The sequence below is a fragment of the Acidimicrobiia bacterium genome (genome assembly GCA_029210695.1).
Lineage (GTDB): Bacteria > Actinomycetota > Acidimicrobiia > Spongiisociales > JAHEDJ01 > JAHEDJ01.
This window is the reverse complement of the sequence record JARGFH010000006.1, coordinates 34,090-51,663: the sequence shown is the minus strand read 5'-3', so window position 1 is coordinate 51,663 and position 17,574 is coordinate 34,090. Positions and strand designations below refer to the sequence as shown.

At 62.9% G+C, this 17,574-nt stretch carries 17 protein-coding genes and 1 tRNA gene; 6 read left to right on the top strand and 12 right to left on the bottom strand.

Going from position 1 to position 17,574, the window contains the following annotated elements:
- Positions 1 to 79 precede the first annotated feature (79 nt).
- Positions 80 to 973: a hypothetical protein gene (locus P1T08_03265; GenBank protein ID MDF1595111.1), complete on the bottom strand. Its 894-nt coding sequence runs from the start codon at positions 971 to 973 to the stop codon at positions 80 to 82.
- Positions 931 to 1,962 (bottom strand): hypothetical protein, encoded by a 1,032-nt coding sequence (locus P1T08_03260; protein ID MDF1595110.1) that lies wholly within the window; start codon positions 1,960 to 1,962, stop codon positions 931 to 933. The genes P1T08_03265 and P1T08_03260 overlap by 43 nt, the downstream gene beginning before the upstream one ends.
- A 394-nt stretch (positions 1,963 to 2,356) precedes the next feature.
- Between P1T08_03260 and P1T08_03255 the strand changes: the two genes are divergently transcribed.
- The 5 genes from P1T08_03255 (at position 2,357) to P1T08_03235 (ending at position 6,807) form a co-directional block, all read left to right on the top strand.
- Positions 2,357 to 2,599, top strand: a complete 243-nt coding sequence (locus P1T08_03255; protein ID MDF1595109.1) for a helix-turn-helix domain-containing protein — start codon at positions 2,357 to 2,359, stop codon at positions 2,597 to 2,599.
- 58 nt (positions 2,600 to 2,657) lie between these two features.
- Complete coding sequence (locus P1T08_03250; GenBank protein ID MDF1595108.1) at positions 2,658 to 3,824, top strand: tyrosine-type recombinase/integrase; 1,167 nt, start codon at positions 2,658 to 2,660, stop codon at positions 3,822 to 3,824.
- 7 nt (positions 3,825 to 3,831) lie between these two features.
- On the top strand, positions 3,832 to 5,913 hold the full coding sequence (locus P1T08_03245; GenBank protein MDF1595107.1) for a DUF262 domain-containing protein: 2,082 nt from the start codon (positions 3,832 to 3,834) through the stop codon (positions 5,911 to 5,913).
- Positions 5,914 to 5,980: 67 nt separating this feature from the next.
- Positions 5,981 to 6,223, top strand: coding sequence for a hypothetical protein (locus tag P1T08_03240; protein MDF1595106.1), 243 nt, complete (start codon positions 5,981 to 5,983; stop codon positions 6,221 to 6,223).
- Positions 6,223 to 6,807, top strand: coding sequence for a hypothetical protein (locus P1T08_03235; GenBank protein MDF1595105.1), 585 nt, complete (start codon positions 6,223 to 6,225; stop codon positions 6,805 to 6,807). Before P1T08_03240 ends, P1T08_03235 begins: the two co-directional genes overlap by 1 nt.
- Positions 6,808 to 6,860: 53 nt before the next feature.
- Here the strand turns inward: P1T08_03235 and P1T08_03230 are convergent, their stop codons facing one another.
- The 5 genes from P1T08_03230 to P1T08_03210 form a co-directional block, all read right to left on the bottom strand.
- Positions 6,861 to 7,520, bottom strand: a complete 660-nt coding sequence (locus P1T08_03230; protein MDF1595104.1) for a hypothetical protein — start codon at positions 7,518 to 7,520, stop codon at positions 6,861 to 6,863.
- 140 nt (positions 7,521 to 7,660) lie between these two features.
- Entirely contained in the window at positions 7,661 to 8,314 is a 654-nt protein-coding gene (locus P1T08_03225; protein ID MDF1595103.1) for a transposase, read from the bottom strand.
- A 14-nt stretch (positions 8,315 to 8,328) separates the two neighbouring features.
- Positions 8,329 to 9,882 (bottom strand): group II intron reverse transcriptase/maturase, encoded by a 1,554-nt coding sequence (gene ltrA, locus P1T08_03220; GenBank protein MDF1595102.1) that lies wholly within the window; start codon positions 9,880 to 9,882, stop codon positions 8,329 to 8,331.
- 421 nt (positions 9,883 to 10,303) lie between these two features.
- A complete protein-coding gene (locus P1T08_03215) occupies positions 10,304 to 11,170 on the bottom strand; it encodes a transposase (GenBank protein MDF1595101.1) in 867 nt (288 codons plus the stop codon).
- Positions 11,171 to 11,239: 69 nt separating this feature from the next.
- Complete coding sequence (locus tag P1T08_03210; GenBank protein MDF1595100.1) at positions 11,240 to 11,734, bottom strand: ABC transporter permease; 495 nt, start codon at positions 11,732 to 11,734, stop codon at positions 11,240 to 11,242.
- Positions 11,735 to 11,965: 231 nt separating this feature from the next.
- On the opposite strand from P1T08_03210, the gene P1T08_03205 reads away from it, so the two are divergent.
- Positions 11,966 to 12,112: a hypothetical protein gene (locus P1T08_03205; GenBank protein MDF1595099.1), complete on the top strand. Its 147-nt coding sequence runs from the start codon at positions 11,966 to 11,968 to the stop codon at positions 12,110 to 12,112.
- Here P1T08_03205 and P1T08_03200 read toward each other — a convergent pair.
- From P1T08_03200 to P1T08_03180, 5 genes are all read right to left on the bottom strand, one after another.
- Complete coding sequence (locus P1T08_03200; GenBank protein MDF1595098.1) at positions 12,087 to 13,049, bottom strand: ABC transporter ATP-binding protein; 963 nt, start codon at positions 13,047 to 13,049, stop codon at positions 12,087 to 12,089. The genes P1T08_03205 and P1T08_03200 overlap by 26 nt on opposite strands.
- On the bottom strand, positions 13,042 to 13,380 hold the full coding sequence (locus P1T08_03195) for a hypothetical protein (protein MDF1595097.1): 339 nt from the start codon (positions 13,378 to 13,380) through the stop codon (positions 13,042 to 13,044). The genes P1T08_03200 and P1T08_03195 overlap by 8 nt, the downstream gene beginning before the upstream one ends.
- Complete coding sequence (locus tag P1T08_03190) at positions 13,380 to 14,063, bottom strand: Clp protease N-terminal domain-containing protein (protein ID MDF1595096.1); 684 nt, start codon at positions 14,061 to 14,063, stop codon at positions 13,380 to 13,382. Before P1T08_03190 ends, P1T08_03195 begins: the two co-directional genes overlap by 1 nt.
- Positions 14,064 to 14,299: 236 nt before the next feature.
- Positions 14,300 to 14,373 (bottom strand) — tRNA-Met (locus P1T08_03185).
- 117 nt (positions 14,374 to 14,490) lie between these two features.
- Positions 14,491 to 17,361: a UPF0182 family protein gene (locus P1T08_03180; GenBank protein ID MDF1595095.1), complete on the bottom strand. Its 2,871-nt coding sequence runs from the start codon at positions 17,359 to 17,361 to the stop codon at positions 14,491 to 14,493.
- Positions 17,362 to 17,574: the final 213 nt, after the last annotated feature.

Genomic DNA, 17,574 nt, shown 5'->3' with positions numbered 1-17,574 from the left:
GAAGGGGCCAGAACCAAGTTTGCCGTCGCCAGCTGGGTCCGCTCGCCCAATCGATGAGCTTGTAGTGCTCCGAGTCACGTCATCCTCCTGTCTCCACCGCTTGGATCTCGCCGACCGCCACCCCGAATGCGGCGCTCAGATCAGCCGTGCCGAACACTCCCTGGTAGACGTCGTTGATCCACCACTCGAACTCCCACGTAACCGTCACCGACGCCTCGAAACGGCCCTCCGGCTCGCCGTAGGACGAGTGCTCATACGTGTATGAACAGTCCGTCGCGTCCTCCGAAGCCCCGGACGTCCACGCCACACCCGGCCCCAAACATGTGACTCCACCCCCGTCGCCCATCACCCAACGGGCATGAGTCGGAGTCGCCCGCACCGTCACAGTGGTAAACCCACGAGTCTCAGAAACCTCGACCGGCGACCAGGACGCCGGATCCAGCCACAACCATGTCGGAACAGCAACGAATGTCTGCTGGACCAGGGGCGGACTCGTCTCCGGGACAGGCGGTGGCGGTTCCAAACGGGCCACCGCCACATCGCGGATCGCCTCAGGCGGCACCGGTGGTGTCACCTCCACCGCGAACTCGTGGGAATGGACCGGCTCCCCATCCCGCCAGCAGGTCACGTTCCACCACCAATACTCCCCCGTCGGATCGAACCCAAGATGCTCCACGTCCCCCGCGGTGAACTCGTCGGTGGCATAGAACTCGACCTCATCACCCTCCTGGTACGGGCCCACTGCGGCGGTGCAATAGATGTCCCAGGTCTCATGAACCGTCCGCTCACCAGGCCGTCCCGGCGTCTTGCCGTGGCACTCAGCAACCACATCACCGCCGCCCTGATAGATGTCACCCTCGCCGGAGCAGTGGTTGGCAGACGCCGGCGCGGCTTGGAGCACCACCGCCGCGGAGATGGCGATGGCGAGACTCAGACGGACGGAAGTCCGCGATCTGTTGGAGCAAATTCGCATGCGAAATCCACTTGCCCTTGTAGGTCGGACACCTTCCACAGGCCGTCCTCGAGAATCATCACGGCTGACTCGAGGTTCCTTTGACCGGTCCGAACGGCCGGCACGTCGTCGAGTCGCTCGCCCGTATCAATGTCATAAAGCCCGTAATCGGGGGATGGCTCGAGGCAGCTGAGAATCACGAGTTCGGTCGGGCTGCGCAGCTCGATCACCTCGGGGTGCAGGCTGGGTTGACCCCGAAGCGCAGCTCCGCGAGCCTCGTGATCAGAGAGAAGATCCACGACCAGACCAAGCTGCGGCTCGGCAAGAACTTGATCAATGATCGGGGACTCGGGGTCGGCTGGATCCCAGTAGTCCGTCCAACCCGCGTAGAAGGCCTCATATCCCTCAATGGCTGCCTCGGCCATGGCCCTGGGAACGCATCCGCCAGCTCTGGGGATACGAACGGCGTCCACGATCCAGCCCTTGTCGCTTCGAATAAGATCCGCCTCGTACCAGACGCCGACGGCGTCGGTGAACGATGGTGCCAAGAGCACGCAGTCCTCGACGGTGGCCCGATCAGCGTCCGAGGTCGTGACGGCTGCGTGCAACGCGACTTCGGTTTGAACCGGACCAAGGCCAGACGAGCGTTGGCGCTCGAACAGAGTGAGAGCACCATCGACCACCTCCGGGGAGGCAACGGCTTCGAGAGGACCCCGATCAAGGTCATCGGACGCCCGCACATCGATCCATGCGTTCCAGTACGCGCCCCATGCGGCGATCACGTCCTGTTCGGAGGGACGGGTCGTGGTGGTCGTGAGCGACGTCGGCGTTGTTGTTGAGGACGCTTCGCCAGTGGTCGACACCGGATCGGTCGACGATGTCGTCGTGGATTCCGTGGATCCGGTCGACGTGCAGGCGCCAAGGATCAGCAGCGCCGCAAATGCGACGCCAACGACAAACGGCGGCCGGGGCAGGTCGCCGAACCCGATTGACCAGCGCCCTGGGCTCAAATGGCTACCACCTTTCACAGACGCTGAACCAACACTACGCGTCGGAGGTAGCAGGGGGTGGGGCAGAAATATTCGCATCATGTCATCAAGGAGATATGGGGCGCCTGCCGCGGGGCAACGCGACAGCCCTGTCATTTCAATGTCGGCAGCCCTCCAACACAGCGTGGGGCCGCCCGGGATAGCAAGATCTGACATCTCCATGAGCAGACAGTTGCATCGAACCCTGTCACCAGAGTGTCAGTAGCCCTGTCAAGAACCCTCCAATCCCAACGTGCTCCTGGGGAACTCGGGGTCTCGGCGCGCTAGTGGGCGTTGCGTGGGCGCGGGAGCTGGCGGGTAGGAATCGACAACGAAATGGCACTCCCCTGAAAGGGTCAGCATCCACGATCTGCCCATGAACGAAGACGACCGCCTTCTTACGGCTGAGGATCTCGCCGCCTTCCTCGACGTCCCGATCAAGACGCTGTACGCGTGGCGGTACCGGGGAGAGGGACCCGTCGGCTTTCGGGTGGGCAAGCACGTCCGCTACCGGTGGACTGATGTCGAACAATGGATCCGAGACCGGGTTCGTGTCGCCGAGGTACGAAGGAGCTCGGATCGGACTCGCACCCGAACGCATGTCGGTGATCGTCGGTAGAGTCGCAATTGGGTGGCTTCGGCCGACGACCGGATCCGCTATTGGCTCAGGAGCGAACATGGCGAACATCAGGAGACGGCAGACGGCAAGTGGCGAGACCCGCTGGGATGTCCGCTACCGCGATCCGGATAAGGGAGATCGAACCCGTACCTTCCATCGGAAGGCCGACGCACAGAAGTTCGCCAACGTGGTGGAAGCGGACATCACCCGCGGCGATTGGCTCGACCCCCAACTCGGCAGGGAAACCTTCGGCGACTGGGCAGACCGTTGGGTGCCGACCATCGCCGGCCTCACCCCCAAGACACGCGAGAGCTACGAGTCAATCCTTCGTCGTCATCTCCTCCCCCGATTCGAAGACACTCCTGTCAACCGCATGGACCACCCAACTGTTGTGGCGTTGCTGGCCGAACTCACCTCGACCGGAGCGGGGGCCGGCACGGTGCGCAATGTCCGGGACGTACTCCGGCTCGTACTCGAGTTAGCCCGACGATCCGGCGCGATCAAGGTCAATCCGGTTGAAGGTGCAAAGGCTCCGAAGAAGCCGCCCGCCGAGATGGTGTTCCTCAGTGCCGACCAGATCATGACCCTCGGAGAGGAACTGGCCAATCCGCCGATCAGGCGAGGTGGCGGGGAGCACCTACGGCCCCGATATCAGGAGCGTGGGCTGCTCGTGCGATTCGCCGGCTTCACTGGTCTACGGGCGGGCGAGATCGTCGCGCTCCGAACGGAGTCGGTTGATCTCCTCCATGGTCGCGTCCAAGTTGTGGCCTCGGCGACGGAGGCGTATGGGAAGCTCCAGTTCGGAGCACCAAAGACCTACCAACGTCGGGCAGTACCCATCCCCCAGGCACTCGTCGCAGAGCTGACGACGCACCTTGCTGGCAAGGCCGGTCGCGACTTCGTGTTCACCTCATCAAGGGGCGGACCACTCCGACACTCGAACTTCTACGCCCGGCATTTCAAGCCTGCGGTGCTCCGAGCCGGTCTCCCTGAGCAGATGAGATTCCACGACTTGCGGCACAGCTACGCCGCCATGCTCATCGCCGAAGGAGCCCACCCACGGGCGATCATGGAGCGGATGGGGCACAGCACCATCCAGGTCACCCTCGGAACCTACGGCCACCTCTTCCCGAGTCTCGAAGCCGCGCTCACCGATGCCCTCGACGAGGTGTACCGAAGGGCAGAGCCGACGCGCCCGGCCGATGTCCGTGAGATGGGCTTGTAGCGCCGAAATGAAGTCCGACACCGTCGACCTCAAGCTCCTCTTCGGGAAGGACGTCAGGTACCTGGTTCCTCTGTTTCAGCGCCCGTACGTCTGGAACCAGGTGGAACACTGGGAACCACTCTGGTCGGATGTCACCCCGATCGTCGAGTCGTATCGGACCACGCCGGAGGATGCCGCGCCCCATTTCTTGGGCGCCGTAGTACTCGACCACGTATCGACCCAGGTGGCCGAACTCGAGGCACGTCAGGTCATCGATGGTCAGCAGCGACTGACAACCCTCCAGATATTGATCGCGGCCTGCCGGGATGTGGCCCAGGGGCGGAGCTTCGACAAGCAAGCCCGCGTCCTGGCAAAGCTCACCGAGAACGACCAGGACTTGATCGTCGAGAGTCACCATCTTCTCAAAGTGTGGCCCACCAACGTCGACCGCGCTTCCTTTGAGGCCGTGATGGCAGGACGGGTCAAAGAGGCCGACCGCAACTCTCCGATAACTCGGTGCTACCAGTACTTCACCAAGACGGCATCGCAGTGGTTGGAGGAAGCCGAGGATGATGCCGAGGCCGCCCTGGGCGCGCTGACATCCGTGCTTCGATCGCTGCTCAAGGTCGTGGTCATTGACCTCGAACGCAACGACAACGCACAAGTCATCTTCGAGACGCTCAACGCCCGAGGTACGCCGCTGCGGGCATCGGACCTGATCAAGAACCTGCTGTTCCAGCGGGCAACCGATGCTGGCGAACCGGTCGAGCACCTCTACGAGACCTACTGGCGGGAGCTCGAGGAGCCCCGATGGAGGAAGGAAATCCGACAAGGCCGGCTGAAACGCCTGCGCCTCGACTTGTTCCTCAGCCACTACCTGACGATGCGGAACGGGAAAGAGGTCAGTGTGCCCTCCCTGTTCGACCAGTTCCGCACTTTCACGACGAGCAGCTGGTCCGAGTCGGTGGAGGATCTCCTCAAGGATCTCAGGAAATACGCAGCCGTCTACGACCTGTTCGACAACCTGTCGACGGATGATCCCCGTGGCCTCTTTTTCTATCGCTTGCGAACCATGCAGATCACCACGGCGGACCCACTGCTCCTCTATCTCTTCGGCCTGGAGGATGACGGCATGGCATCCGACTCGCTCGACAGAGTGCTTCGGAGGTTGGAGGACTATCTGGTTCGTCGGATGGCGTGCCGGCTCACTACCAAGAACTACAACATCGTGTTCCTCGGACTTCTCCAGGCCGTCCAGGAGGACCCCACGAACGCCGATACCGTGACCGAGCGCCACCTGTCAGCGTTGGAGGGCGACAGTCAGCTCTGGCCGGACGACAAGGCATTCCGAACTGCGCTCGAGACAGGTGAGCTGTACAGGGCGCTGTCGCGAGCCCGCCTCCGAATCGTCCTTGAAGCCCTAGAGACGGCCTCCAAGACCAAGTACGCCGAGACACTCCTTGTGCTCGACAAGCTAACGATCGAACACTTGATGCCTCAGGCCTGGCAAGCACATTGGCCCCTACCCTCTGATAAGCACCCGCTCGCGGCCGAGAAGGAACGAGAGCAGCGGATCCACCGTCTCGGCAACCTCACCCTCGTGACCGAGCGGCTCAACCCGAAACTCTCAAACGGATCGTGGGCGGCAAAGCGTGCCGACATCCTTGAACACAGTGCTCTTTCGCTCAACCGGAGTGTCCCACCCCAGTGGGACGAGGACGCCATCGACAACCGCGGTGGCACCCTCGCCGACGTCGCGATCTCCATCTGGCCTGGACCGTCTGACGGAGCCAGGCAGGACATTGCCACATACGCTGAGGAGCCGGAGGAAGAGCCGCTCCGCACTGAACCCATCAGCGCGGAGGATCTTTCGCTCGGCCTACTGCGTATCCCCGTCGAGGCCGCGGCGCTGTTCCCAGCTGACGACGGTGAGGTGACCGTCATCCTGAGGGGCATGGAGACATCGGGCTCATGGCAGGCTGGTCTCGCTGGCGACGGTGATGGTTTTGGCGCTCTGACATTGGATCCGAGCTTGCTTGGGAGGCTCGCCGAGGAAGACGATTCCATGATCATCACAGGGCATGCCCCAAACGGGGTCTTCGTTGACTGAACCCTGGCCAAGAATCGCCTCCCCGGGGGCGGTGCCGGAGCTCACGACTGTTGAGTGCGACTGAGCCATGACATGCCGAGACGAAATCCTCGAAGCCTTCCGGAACCTCGCCCGTCGACATCGACGCGACACGTTCTCCCCCTCCGAGGTCGTGGATGAGATGAGGGGCCAGGGGACCCGATACCGAGAGTCCACGATCCGAACTCACATCGTGTCCCGGCTGTGCGGTAACGCCCCTGACCACCACGCGGTCGTCTACGACGACCTCGAACGGGTCGAACCCGGCCTGTGCAGGCTGAGGCGAGCGTGATGGAGATCGCGATTCTGGCCTGGGGTTCCCTCATCTGGAGGCCGACGCACTGCGGAGAGACCCTCGCGCTGCAGGTACCGGGCCAGTGGGAACAGGACGGTCCGTCGCTCCCGGTTGAATTCGCCAGGATCTCCCGCGATGGTTCTCTCACCCTCGTCGTCGTACCCGGCTATCCCCACCAGGTCAGGACGCTCTGGTCGGTGAGCAGCCATAAGGAACTCGACCCAGCCATCCGCAATCTCGCGACCCGAGAGGGCATCACGGAGAATCTCTCATCGATCCACGGGGTCCGCCGAGACGGCTCCCGAATCGGTTCCGTCGATGACCGCATCGCGTCAACTGCCCTCGGCTGGCTGTTGGAGCGACCGACCCTCGATGCAGTCATCTGGACGGGTCTTGGCACGCAGCCGGGTCGATGGCGAGACCGGGGTTACACCGAGGGCTTCACTCCTGACAATGCCGTGTCATACCTCAGGTCACTCCAAGACGAGGAAACCCATCCGGCCCACGAGTACATGCGACGGACGCCCGCGCAGATCACCTCCCCGATCCGCCAACGTGCCACGGCCGAGGGGTTCTCCTGAGTCGCCTTTGCGAGCACACTCTCCTGCCGGGTGACTGAGCCAGCTCTCTAGATCTAGAAGACCTCCCAGGTGCCCCAATCGATCCCGCGCCGACGTGTGGTGCGACCTTGGATTGCATCAGCGACGGCCTCCGCGGCCTGTGCTCCGATCTCAGCCTTCCGATCCTCTGGCATGTCGTCCCACAGCTCTTCGGACACCACATGGAGATCACCTCCGAGGGGATAGGTCCGGAAGGGGACACCGAAGCTCCTCAACCGTCGGCGTATTGCGGATCGCAGCGGCTCGAGCTGGTCGCCAGGAACACCCGTCACCACGGTTCCAGCCTCGGCAAGGACCTCATCCACAACGAATCCAACAATCAAGGGAATCCGGTCATCAGGAGTAATGCTCTCCAGATCGCGGGAGACGATGCGGAGACAGTTTCGACAGCTCGGTACGTGAACGCTGATACCCACACGGTCAAACGGTGGCCCATCCCCGGACTCCATCTCGATCCACTCCAGACCGCAAAGGGTGCGAACCTTCCAGATCGGCGCGAACAGGGCGTCGAGGTCGTACGACGTCGCCCAGGCTTCGCTCCCTGTGCGCCACTCCGCGAGAGCCTGGCGCCCCCGTTCATACCCTTCCGCCAGACCCGCAAGGTGGCTCGAGGAGACACCGACAAGCAAGTATCGGACGTCGCGAATTGCTAGTTCATTCAGCCCATGACGCATCGTGACTTACAGTCAAGTCCAGATCGCTCGGATGCTCCGCTTTCCGCATGAGTTCTTTCACGGCGTGCAGCCGCATTTCGGACCACCGACTGTCAGCTGATGACTCGGTGGGTGAAGGTTCTGACCGCCAAAAAGCGGCGCTACGCGATGAATCGTGGTTGGCGGCCTCGTATTCGTGCGGTGGGTTGAGTATGCCATTTGATGCCGAGTCGTCCGATGAGGCGACGGCGGTAGTGGTCATGGTTTCGGAAGCCGTGGGCGTTGCGGCGGATCTTCTCGGTGAGCATGTGGATGTTCTCGACTCGTCCGTTGGAGGCCCGCTGGGTCCGGTGGTAGGCGAAGACCTGTTCGGACCAGCGGCTGATGGTGCGGGCGAGACGGGTGAGCTCGGGGACGTCGGCGTCGGCTGAGAAGATGTAGAAGGCGATCATCCGCCGTCGGGCATGATCCTCGTCGACAGCCGAGAACACTTCTCTCAGCAGCTCCTTGGCTACCCATGCCGCTCCCACCTCCCCGTCAGGGTCGCCAGCATCCAACATGGTCTTCATCCATTCGAAGCGGTCGGCTGAGAGTCGTTCGTCGGCGGTCAACAGGACACGGCGTGCCCGATACAACGGGTCGCTCTTCCGGCCCCGATGTCCGAGCGTTTGTTGTTGGACACGACGGCGGACATCGTCGATCGCCTGGTTGGCGAGACGGACGGGTAGGGGTCGGAGGCGAAGCGCCGTGCGTCCTTGCGGATGTCGGTTTCTTCGCCCCCGCCCTCCGAACCCGGCGTGCTTGTTTCCAGGCACCGGGCTCTCCACGTTCAGCCCATGGTGAGAATCTCTTCCAGCCAAGCGTGCTCGTCGGCGTCGTCTACGTTGACCAGACGGAATCGGGCTCCGGCCGGGTCGACCTCGTGGGTGTTCCAGGCGTGGGCGATTCGTTGGCCTCGGTAGCGGTATCGCACGACGGGCATCCTCTCTGGGTTGTAGAGGGACAGATCTCCTGAGCGTGGTTCCCATTCGGGATACCGGCGCTGGAGGTCTTTCCATCCCCACGAGGGGTGCTTGCGTTTGATCCACCGGATGACACGACGCCATGCGAAATGGCCGAGGTAGCGGAATGTCCGTTTCGATGAACCGAAACGGAAATACGCTGCCCAGCCTCGCAGGGCGGTGTTGAGTGGATAGAGGATCTCGGCTAATTCCAGGTTGGTGGTGTTCGAGGCGGTGAGTTCCCGCACCCGGTCCTTGATCCGCTCCAAGGAGCGGCGGGACGGGTAGGTGTAGATCACGTCGCCTCGGCCGGGGACATGCTGCTTGGAGATGGTGTATCCCAAGAAGTCGATGCCCTCGCTGAGATGGGTGATACGGGTCTTGTCCCTGTGGAGAGTCAGTCCCATCTCGAAGAGATGGTCTGCGATCTCCTCCCGCAGGATCTCGGCTTGTGGCTGGGCGTCGGGGCCTTTGATCATCACCACGAAGTCGTCCGCGTAGCGGACCATCCGATAGGTGATGAGCCCCTTCTTGCGTCGCCAGTGCGCCTGGTCCCAGGTGCCGAACAGCTCTTGTTGGCGCTGATCGAAGAACCGATCGAGGCCGTCGAGAGCAATGTTGGCGAACAGGGGCGAAACCACGCCACCTTGGGGTGTGCCGATCATGGTGGCCTCACGGTCACCGGATTCGGTCATCACCCCTGCTTTGAGGAAGGATCGGCACCATGCCAGCACCCGCTTGTCGGAGATCCTCGCCGTGAGCCCATCGGTGATGAGCCAGTGGGGGATCTCGTCGAAGCAGGCTTGGATGTCACCCTCGATCACCCAGTCGTAACCGATCGGGTTCTGAGCGAGGTGGACAACCTCGGCGATGGCGTCGTGGGCGCGTCGTCCGGGCCGAAACCCGTATGACTGAGACCGGAAACCGGCCTCGAATACGGGTTCGATCACCCCACGGAGCGCCTCTCCCACCACCCGGTCCCGCAAAGCGGGCACCCCGAGACGGCGGGTTCCTTCATCCCGTTTGGGGATCAGCTTCTCTCTCACCTCCAAAGCCTGGAAGGTCCGACTCCACAGGTCGTCTCGGATATCGGTGAGGAACCGCTCCACACCCCGCCGTTCGACCGAGCCACGAGTGGCCCCGTCAACACCGGCGGTGTGGGCTCCCTTGCGGCTGGCCACCCGATGCCACGCCGCCACCAAGCTGTGACGGTCATATACCAGGTTGGCCAGATCCGAGAACCGCCGCTGCGGTTCGTCCCTTGCCCATCGGTAGAGCTTTTGCTGCACGTCGAGTAACCAGGCTCGTGCCTCGTCGGGCTCGGGCCACGGATCACCAATATTCACTGGTGGCTCCTCTCGCGCCAGTTGCTCTGTCTTCACGCTGGACCCCTTCGCCCTGCGACCGGCTTTCCCGGCCTCCACGACAGGTCGTCACTCCTGCGACTACTACGGGTCCTCCGCCACGTCCCCACCCCATCACCAGACCATGTGGTTAGCCCCAAAGGGGGCGGGATGAGACGCTTCCCACGTTCACACGCAACCGTTTGAAGAGTTAGGCACTCGGCTCTATCCCGGAAGGCATGTCCAGCGGGCACACACAGCGTTCCGCCGGTCCCGGCCCAGGGAAAGGCCGGGCGGCTCCCCATCCACGGGAGAGAGCCGTCACCTCCACACCGCCCATATCCACCAGGTTGGAGCGGTCGACCCATTACGGGACCTCGTAGCCGATGCGTTTTCCTATACCTTCTCCTCTCGCTAGCCCGCCACGGCCATCTGATGGTGCTGACCGTGCGGTACGTTGTCAGGGCGCTTCGTCCCAGACGGCGCATGTCCGCCGCCAAGACGGCCCCCAGCTTCTCCCGGCCACTGTGATGACCGAGGGCAGGCATCCCGGCCTGCACGGTGTGCGTGCGCCTCGTGGCGCACCATGAAAGTGATCGACGACCACGGTGGCGTTGTCGAGACGGTCCTCGAGCGCCCGGCGGTAGCCGGCGGCCGGATCGAGGGTGGCGAGCCGGATACGGTCACACCAGTCCTCTCCCCGCTCTGTGAGCCACTTGCCCAACACGTCACGGGAACGGCCTTCGATCACGTCGAGGAGCCGGTGACGGTCCAAGTCGACGATCTGGGTGGTGTAGACGGTCCGATGATCCCCGGTGGCGTTCAAGAACCGTTTCTCGTCGACCCCGATCGCCGACACCCCCTCCAACCGGTCAGGGTCATCGACGGCAGGGTCGGTGAAGACGGCGGTCGCCTGATGAGCGGTGTGCCAGCCCACCCCGAAGGCTGCCGCCGCCGCCGCGATCGAGTCACCATCGACGTTGACCATCTCGGCGATCCGTCTCCGCGCCCGTTCGGTCAGCGCCGCCCGAGGGAGAATCTCCGATGTCGTCTCCGACCAGGTCGCCACCTCACAGTCAGGATCGGGGCATCTGAACCGCCGTTTCGACCATGCCAGCACCGTTGGTGTCCCCGAGATGGGAAGATCCCGCACCAGCGTCCGGGACCGGCCATGACCGGTCGCCCGAGTTCCACACCCGACACAGCCGACCACATCGGTGACGGTCTCGACGAACAGCCACAACTCGCCGTCCACCAGCTGCTGGGCACCCACCACGAACCCGGGCATCCCCACCAGCACAGTCGCACCACGGCTACCTTGAATCACGGACAAGGGTCTCTCCTTCTGCAGATCTACATTCCGCAGAATGACGGGGCCCTTGCCCGCGTCGTGGGATTACCGAATCAGCTCCCGGAACTCACCACGCCCCACACTCCATCGCGTTGAGCCCAAAAAGCTCAGTCCGACTGCGCCGATGAGGAGCACGAGGAGGAAGGCTGGGGTGGGCATGTGTGGTAGCTGGGCGGTGAGGGTGGCGCGTAGTCCTTCGCTGACGTACACCATCGGGTTAGCCAGCACGAGTACCTGGAGCCATGGGATGTTGCTGAGGGCGGCCCACGGGTAGTAGACGCCTCCAAGCATCGTCATCGGAAGGAGCACGAGGGCGAACAGGACCTGGATCTTGTCGGGGTCGGTGACCGTGCCCAGGAATAGTGCGCCGGCGGAGGCGAGGATGGAGCCGCTGACCATGACGAGGATCAGAAGCGGCCAACTGGCCACCTCGATGACGGGTGCCTGACCGGCGGCGTGGATGAACAACACGGCGGGGAACACCAACAACCCGCCGATGAGGGCCTGGATGGCGCCGACGACGATCTTCTCCAGCGCCAAAGCCGAAACCGGCAGGGGGCGAGAACCCGGTCTTCGATCGACCGGAGCAAGGACAGTTCCATCATCAGCGGGAAGATCACCGCGAACAGGCCTTGCATCACGATTGCCATGCCCACGAGCCCGGGGACGAGGATGGTCGAGTAGCTGGTGCCGGTCTCCTCGGCGAAGCGGCCTCCGCTGATCGTCGGGATCACGTAGGCGAAGACGAACACGAAGAGGAGTGGCTGGAGAATGACTCTCATGAAGGAGGTGGCGAAGGTGCGACGCATCACACGCATATCCCGCGCGAGCATGGCGAGGAAGGCGCTCATCGCTCTGGGGTCGTGGGACCTGGAGCGATCGGCAGCCGTGGTCATTCTCGATACTCCCGTCCTGTAAGGGTCAGGTAGACGGTCTCCAAGCTGGGAGGCATTCGGGTGGCCTCGACCACGGGGACACCTGCGGAGGTGCCCAACGCGATGAGCTCGCCGAGCAGCCTGACATCGGACTGTGTGATGACCCGCAGTCGACCGTCGGTGACATCCATCTGTCGTACCGTGGGGCGGCCGGCGAGATCGGCGACACTGTCCGGGGGCGTGCCGTCGAAGGCCACGGTGATCACGGTGTCCGCTCCCGAGCTTCTCTTCAGGGCTTCGACGGTGTCGCAGGCCAAAACTACGCCATCGTCGATGATGGCTACTCGGTCGCACAGCTGCTCAGCCTCCTCCATGTAGTGGGTGGTGAGCAGGATGGTTTGGCCGTCCGCCTGCAACTGGCGCAACGAGTCCCACAAGTTGACGCGGGTCTGGGCGTCGAGGCCGACGGTGGGCTCGTCGAGGAACAACACCTGTGGCCGGTGGGCCAGTGCCCGGCAGATCATTAGACGTCTCGCCTGGCCACCGGACAGCTCCCTCGGCATCGCTCGCTGCTTGTCGGCGACACCGAACAGGTCGAGCAACTCCCGAGCACGGTCACGCGCTCCCCTGGAGCTCATGCCGAAGTACCGGCTCCGGAACTCGAGGTTCTCGGCGACGGTCAGATCCTGATCCAGGGTGTTGTTCTGGGACACCATCCCGATTCGACGTTTGACCTCGACCGGGTGGTGGACCACGTCAATCCCGAGAACCGACGCCGACCCCGAGGTGGGGACGATCAGGGTGGTGAGCATGCCGATGGTGGTCGACTTGCCCGCACCGTTGGGACCCAAGAGACCGAAGAACTCTCCGTCCGGGATCGCCAGGTCGATACCTCGCACCGCGGGCACTTCACCGTCGCTTGCGAGGAAGGTCTTGCTCAGTCCAATTGCTTGAACGGCAGGCACGGACACGTCAGACACCTCCCCGCTCCGCCATACGCAGGCCATGATGATGCTCCACCAGGTCGGCTGCCACCGACAACAGCGGATCCGGCCCGGGTGCCGGCAGAGGTGCTCGGTCGCCGGCTCCGCCGTCCACGACAACCGAGACGGTGCAGCGCCTTTGGATCCGGGCATGGGGTGGCGGCTCTTGGCCAACGATCCGCAACGCGTCGGGAAACTCGGCCGGCCAACCAGGCGAACCCGACGAAACCACCACCCGAAGGCGGGCTCGTGCCGCTTCCCGGCGGGCGTCGCACAGACTCCGGCCGATTAGGAGGGGCGTCTCCACATTGCGGTGAGACACCCGCATCACTCCTCCTCGATCCATGCCTCGACCGCCTTCCGGCTGATCCCCGATTCGAGGAGAACCCGAGCGCCCGGTGACTTCTCGTCGCGGAGGATCCCGAGGAGGATGTGCCCGGTTCCGATACGACGATCACCGCTACGGATCGTCTCCCGCAATGCCAGCTCCAGCACCTTCTTGGAGTCAGCCGAGAACGGAATATGACGACCAGCGCCGGCAGCGCCCTCGTCCGAATCCGTCTCCCGCTGGGCCGCAGACCTGATCGCGTCCACGGAACCGAGAGCCGTGATCGCCCGACAAGCAACACTCTCCGGATCGTCAACGAGCCCAAGCACCAGGTGCTCGGTACCCACATGAGTACTCCCCGCCTCTCGGGCATGGGTCACGGCACTGCGCACCACATGCCGCGCCTCCTCGGCCAACCGGGTAAGAAAGAAGCCTCCACGACGTTGACGTCCTTTCGGGGTGAACCGTTTCTGTGCGGCCTGTTTGCTCACCCCCATGCATTCCCCGATCTCCTCCCAGGTCGCACCCGACGAACGGGCACGCGCCACAAAATGGCCGACCAGGCCGTCACCCAACTCGGTGATTCGACCCGACAGGACAACCGCCTCGGTGAGCTGCTGTAGCAAATCAGCCTCCGGGGTTGTCTTCTCGACCAGACGGATCAGGTCATCTGGCGTAGGCAAAGACTCCATCATGCCGTCAACCCAGAGTTGACCTCCGCAGTCTGTCAACTCTGGGTTGACCAAAGTCGAACGCCTTGGGCGACCTTGTCAGGAGGACTCAGAGACCCATCGACGGCCGAAGATTGCCCACCAGCTTTCGGCTCTCGCGGTATGGACGCGGTATGGAGGCTCACAACGGCCGATCCCAGGGATCCCAGAAAAGCCGAAAACCCTTGCAGTGCAAGGGTTTTCGTTCGTAGCGGGGGCAGGATTTGAACCTGCGACCTTCGGGTTATGAGCCCGACGAGCTACCAGACTGCTCCACCCCGCGTCGTGTTGTCCTTCAAGTGTACGTCAGCCCTGGATGGACTGCAAAGGCACATCGGCCCATTCCGGCGTTGCTCTATGCCAGAACACGGGCACTCAACAACGCAAGAATGGGGAAGTGTCAGCCGCCGGTGCCGATCAGTTCGATTGCCTGGGCGATGAACTCCTGCGCTTCGATGATCTTGGCCTGATAGGCGCCAAGGTCGCCCCGGTCCAGCGCAGTCTGTGCTGCAGTGAACGCCGCATCCGCCTGCCGTAGAAGGTTGGCCACATCTCCGGACACCGGTTCACCGTCACCCGGCTCGACACCCGGGACGACTCCGTCACCCGGTACAACATAGCCTTCGAAAACGGCCGCCATTGCTTCGTCGAGGGTGTCTCGCATCACAATCCGATCGTCGAATACGACGACCACTTTCTTGAACTCGGGCAGCGCCGAACCGCGGTCCTCACCCTGGAGGTAGATCGGCTGCACATACAACACGGACTCGTCCACCGGCACCACCAGCATGTTGCCCTGGATGACGACCGAGCCTTCCTGGCCGAGCAGCGTGAACTCCGGCGAGATGCTTGGATCCTGATTGATCCGGACGCCGACCTGGCCGGGGCCGTCCACCAACCGGTCGCGCGGGAGTTCGTAGTCGATCAGCTGGCCGTAGTTGTCCGGCCCCGACTTGGCGACGAGGAACGACGACATATTGGGCCGGTTCGACGGTGTGAACGGCTGCATCAGGATGAACGACAGGTCGGCCTCATCGGGGAGTCGCATCAGCAGGTAGTACGGCAACATCGGTCGGAACACGTTGCCGTCTGCGTCGCGGTAGGCGCCCTCGAATCGGATCACTTCCGACGCCGTGGTTGATGGATCCCTGGCGATCGCCCACGGGTCGCCGTTGTTGATAAACACCCTGGAATCGGTCACGTGATACAGGGCGTAGACGTCGCTCTGTATCCGGAACAGATCCTCCGGATACCGAAGGTGCGCTACGAGCGACTCAGGCATCTCTTCAAAATCCGTGAATAAGTCGGGGTAGATCTTACGGTAAGTCTGGATGATCGGATCGGTTGGGTCGACCACGTAGAACGTCATCGTTCCGTCGTATGCGTCGATCGCTACCTTCACGGAGTTCCGCACGTAGTTGAGGCCGACCGGCAATCGCGCCTCGGCACTGAGGCGAGCCGTGTTGGTCGGCTCTGAGTAGGGGAACTGATCGGTGACCGTGTACATGTCGATCATCCAGATGAGATCGCCGTCAAGAGCCACGAGATAGGGATCGCCGTCGGGGTACAGGAACGGCGCAGCCGTGGTGACCCGATCGGTGATGTTGCGCACCATCAAGACCTTGCTCTCGCTGGTCGGCTGCTGGGCGATGAGGGTATTGAAATCCCCGAACCGAAGGGCGAAGGCGGCCCGCCGGAAGATGTTGCCTATGCGGACCCCACCGGCGCCATCGTAGGTGTTGAACTCCACCGCGTTCTCGCCGGCACCGAGCGGGAAGTCGACTTCCTTTTCGTTGGTGCCGACGATCACGAAACTGCCGCTGTTCAGTCCCTCTCCAAAATAGATCCGCGGCGAATCGATCTCCAGGCCGGCCACCTCGGTCTCCGGCGGGATGTCCTTCACGTAGAAGTCCGGCTGCCCCTCGATAGTCACGGCGTTGGCAGGACTCAAGACAGCCCCGAAGCCGTGTGTGAAGACGAGATGTTCATTGACCCACCCGGTCACCTCGAGCCCTTCGAGATCGAGTTCGCGAGCCGACAGCATCACCTGGGTGAGTTCGCCGTCAACGAGATACCGGTCGATGTCCACGTCCTCGAACTTGTAGAACGTGCGTAGTTCCTGCAACTGCCGGTAGGTGGACTCCAGCACAGCCGGATCCCACAAGCGCAGGTTGTCGATCGTTGGCCGGTTCGCCTCGATCGCCGTTGCGTCGAGGTCCTGGGTGGCGGCAAACGAGCGCACGTCAACATCAGCCAGCCCGAAGGCGTCTCGGGTGAACTCGATCATTCGACCCACATAGGGCAGCTCGCGCTCGATCTCGTTTGGATCAACCTGAAAACGCTGGACGGCAGCAGGAATGATGTTGCCGACGATCAGCGACACCGCCAGCCAGCTGCCCACCGCCACCGCCGGCAGCAGCCATCCTCTCCGCCTGAGGTTGTAGAGGAGGAGGGCGGCAGCCGCCAGAGAAATCAGAACGAGGAGATTGAGGGCGGGGATCCGTGCCGTCACGTCTGTGTGGCCGGCACCGAAGACGAGACCCCTGGTTGAACTGAGAAGCTCGTAGGCATCGAGTCGATAGGCGCCTGCCTTGATGATGGCAAGCACCGCGAAGAGCACCGAAAGATGCGCCCGGACGCCGGGGCCTATCTCGGGGGCGCGCCCCTGGCGCACCCTGATCCCACCGTTGAGGTAGTGCAAGGCGGCCACCAGTATCGAAGTGGCGATCACGAGCTGGAACGTCCAGCTCACCAACTCACGCCACAGCGGCAACCGGAACACGAAGAACCCGACGTCGATGCCGAACTGCGGGTCGACAATGCCGAAGTTGCTGGCGTTCAGAAAGGCCAGGACCGGATCGAGCAACGATGCCGTTCCGATTCCAAGCATGACCCCGAAGGCGGCGGCCAGCAGAAGACGTACCCGGCGGATACGCGGCTCAACCCATTCGCTGAATCTCTCGACCACCTCTTCATCGTCGCCCAGGTCCACCAGTCGGAACCTCGGCGAGAGACGGTCGGCCAACACGAGGTTGCTGATCAAGAAACTGAATGCGATTACCGACGCAACGGCCACGATGGCGGCCGTCGTCCAGAAGCGCGTCGACCAGACCGATACCAGGTCAATCGAACTGAACCACAGGTAGTCCGTCCAGAATCCGGCCAGCGTACGAAGGGCCAGAAGAACTACGGCGGCGATGACGACAACGACACCGAGGCCGCGCCTGCGCGGCCCCGGGACGTACTCGGTGGGTGGTTCACGATTCAGCATATGACAGCCATTCTATGACTCGTTGGAGATTCAAGGGAGCGGTCGTCGACGGTTGCGAGCTCTAAGGTTCTAAGTTGTGAGTTCTGGGTTCTGCCGTCCTAACAGTTGGTCGACAACGAGAAGGCTACGGAGACCCAGTACCTACAACCTAGAACCTAGAACCTCGACGGCGAAATGCAGCTGCCCCCTCTGCCTCGAAGACTCAGCATCTCC

Bases quoted from the DNA above. Each gene is read 5' to 3' on its own strand.
- P1T08_03255 (MDF1595109.1), top strand. From the start codon at position 2,357: ATGAACGAAGACGACCGCCTTCTTACGGCTGAGGATCTCGCCGCCTTC.
- P1T08_03235 (MDF1595105.1), top strand. From the start codon at position 6,223: ATGGAGATCGCGATTCTGGCCTGGGGTTCCCTCATCTGGAGGCCGACG.
- P1T08_03240 (MDF1595106.1), top strand. From the start codon at position 5,981: ATGACATGCCGAGACGAAATCCTCGAAGCCTTCCGGAACCTCGCCCGT.
- P1T08_03250 (MDF1595108.1), top strand. From the start codon at position 2,658: ATGGCGAACATCAGGAGACGGCAGACGGCAAGTGGCGAGACCCGCTGG.
- P1T08_03180 (MDF1595095.1), bottom strand. From the start codon at position 17,361: ATGCTGAATCGTGAACCACCCACCGAGTACGTCCCGGGGCCGCGCAGG.
- P1T08_03195 (MDF1595097.1), bottom strand. From the start codon at position 13,380: ATGCGGGTGTCTCACCGCAATGTGGAGACGCCCCTCCTAATCGGCCGG.
- P1T08_03265 (MDF1595111.1), bottom strand. From the start codon at position 973: ATGCGAATTTGCTCCAACAGATCGCGGACTTCCGTCCGTCTGAGTCTC.
- P1T08_03205 (MDF1595099.1), top strand. From the start codon at position 11,966: ATGACTCTCATGAAGGAGGTGGCGAAGGTGCGACGCATCACACGCATA.
- P1T08_03245 (MDF1595107.1), top strand. From the start codon at position 3,832: ATGAAGTCCGACACCGTCGACCTCAAGCTCCTCTTCGGGAAGGACGTC.
- P1T08_03230 (MDF1595104.1), bottom strand. From the start codon at position 7,520: ATGCGTCATGGGCTGAATGAACTAGCAATTCGCGACGTCCGATACTTG.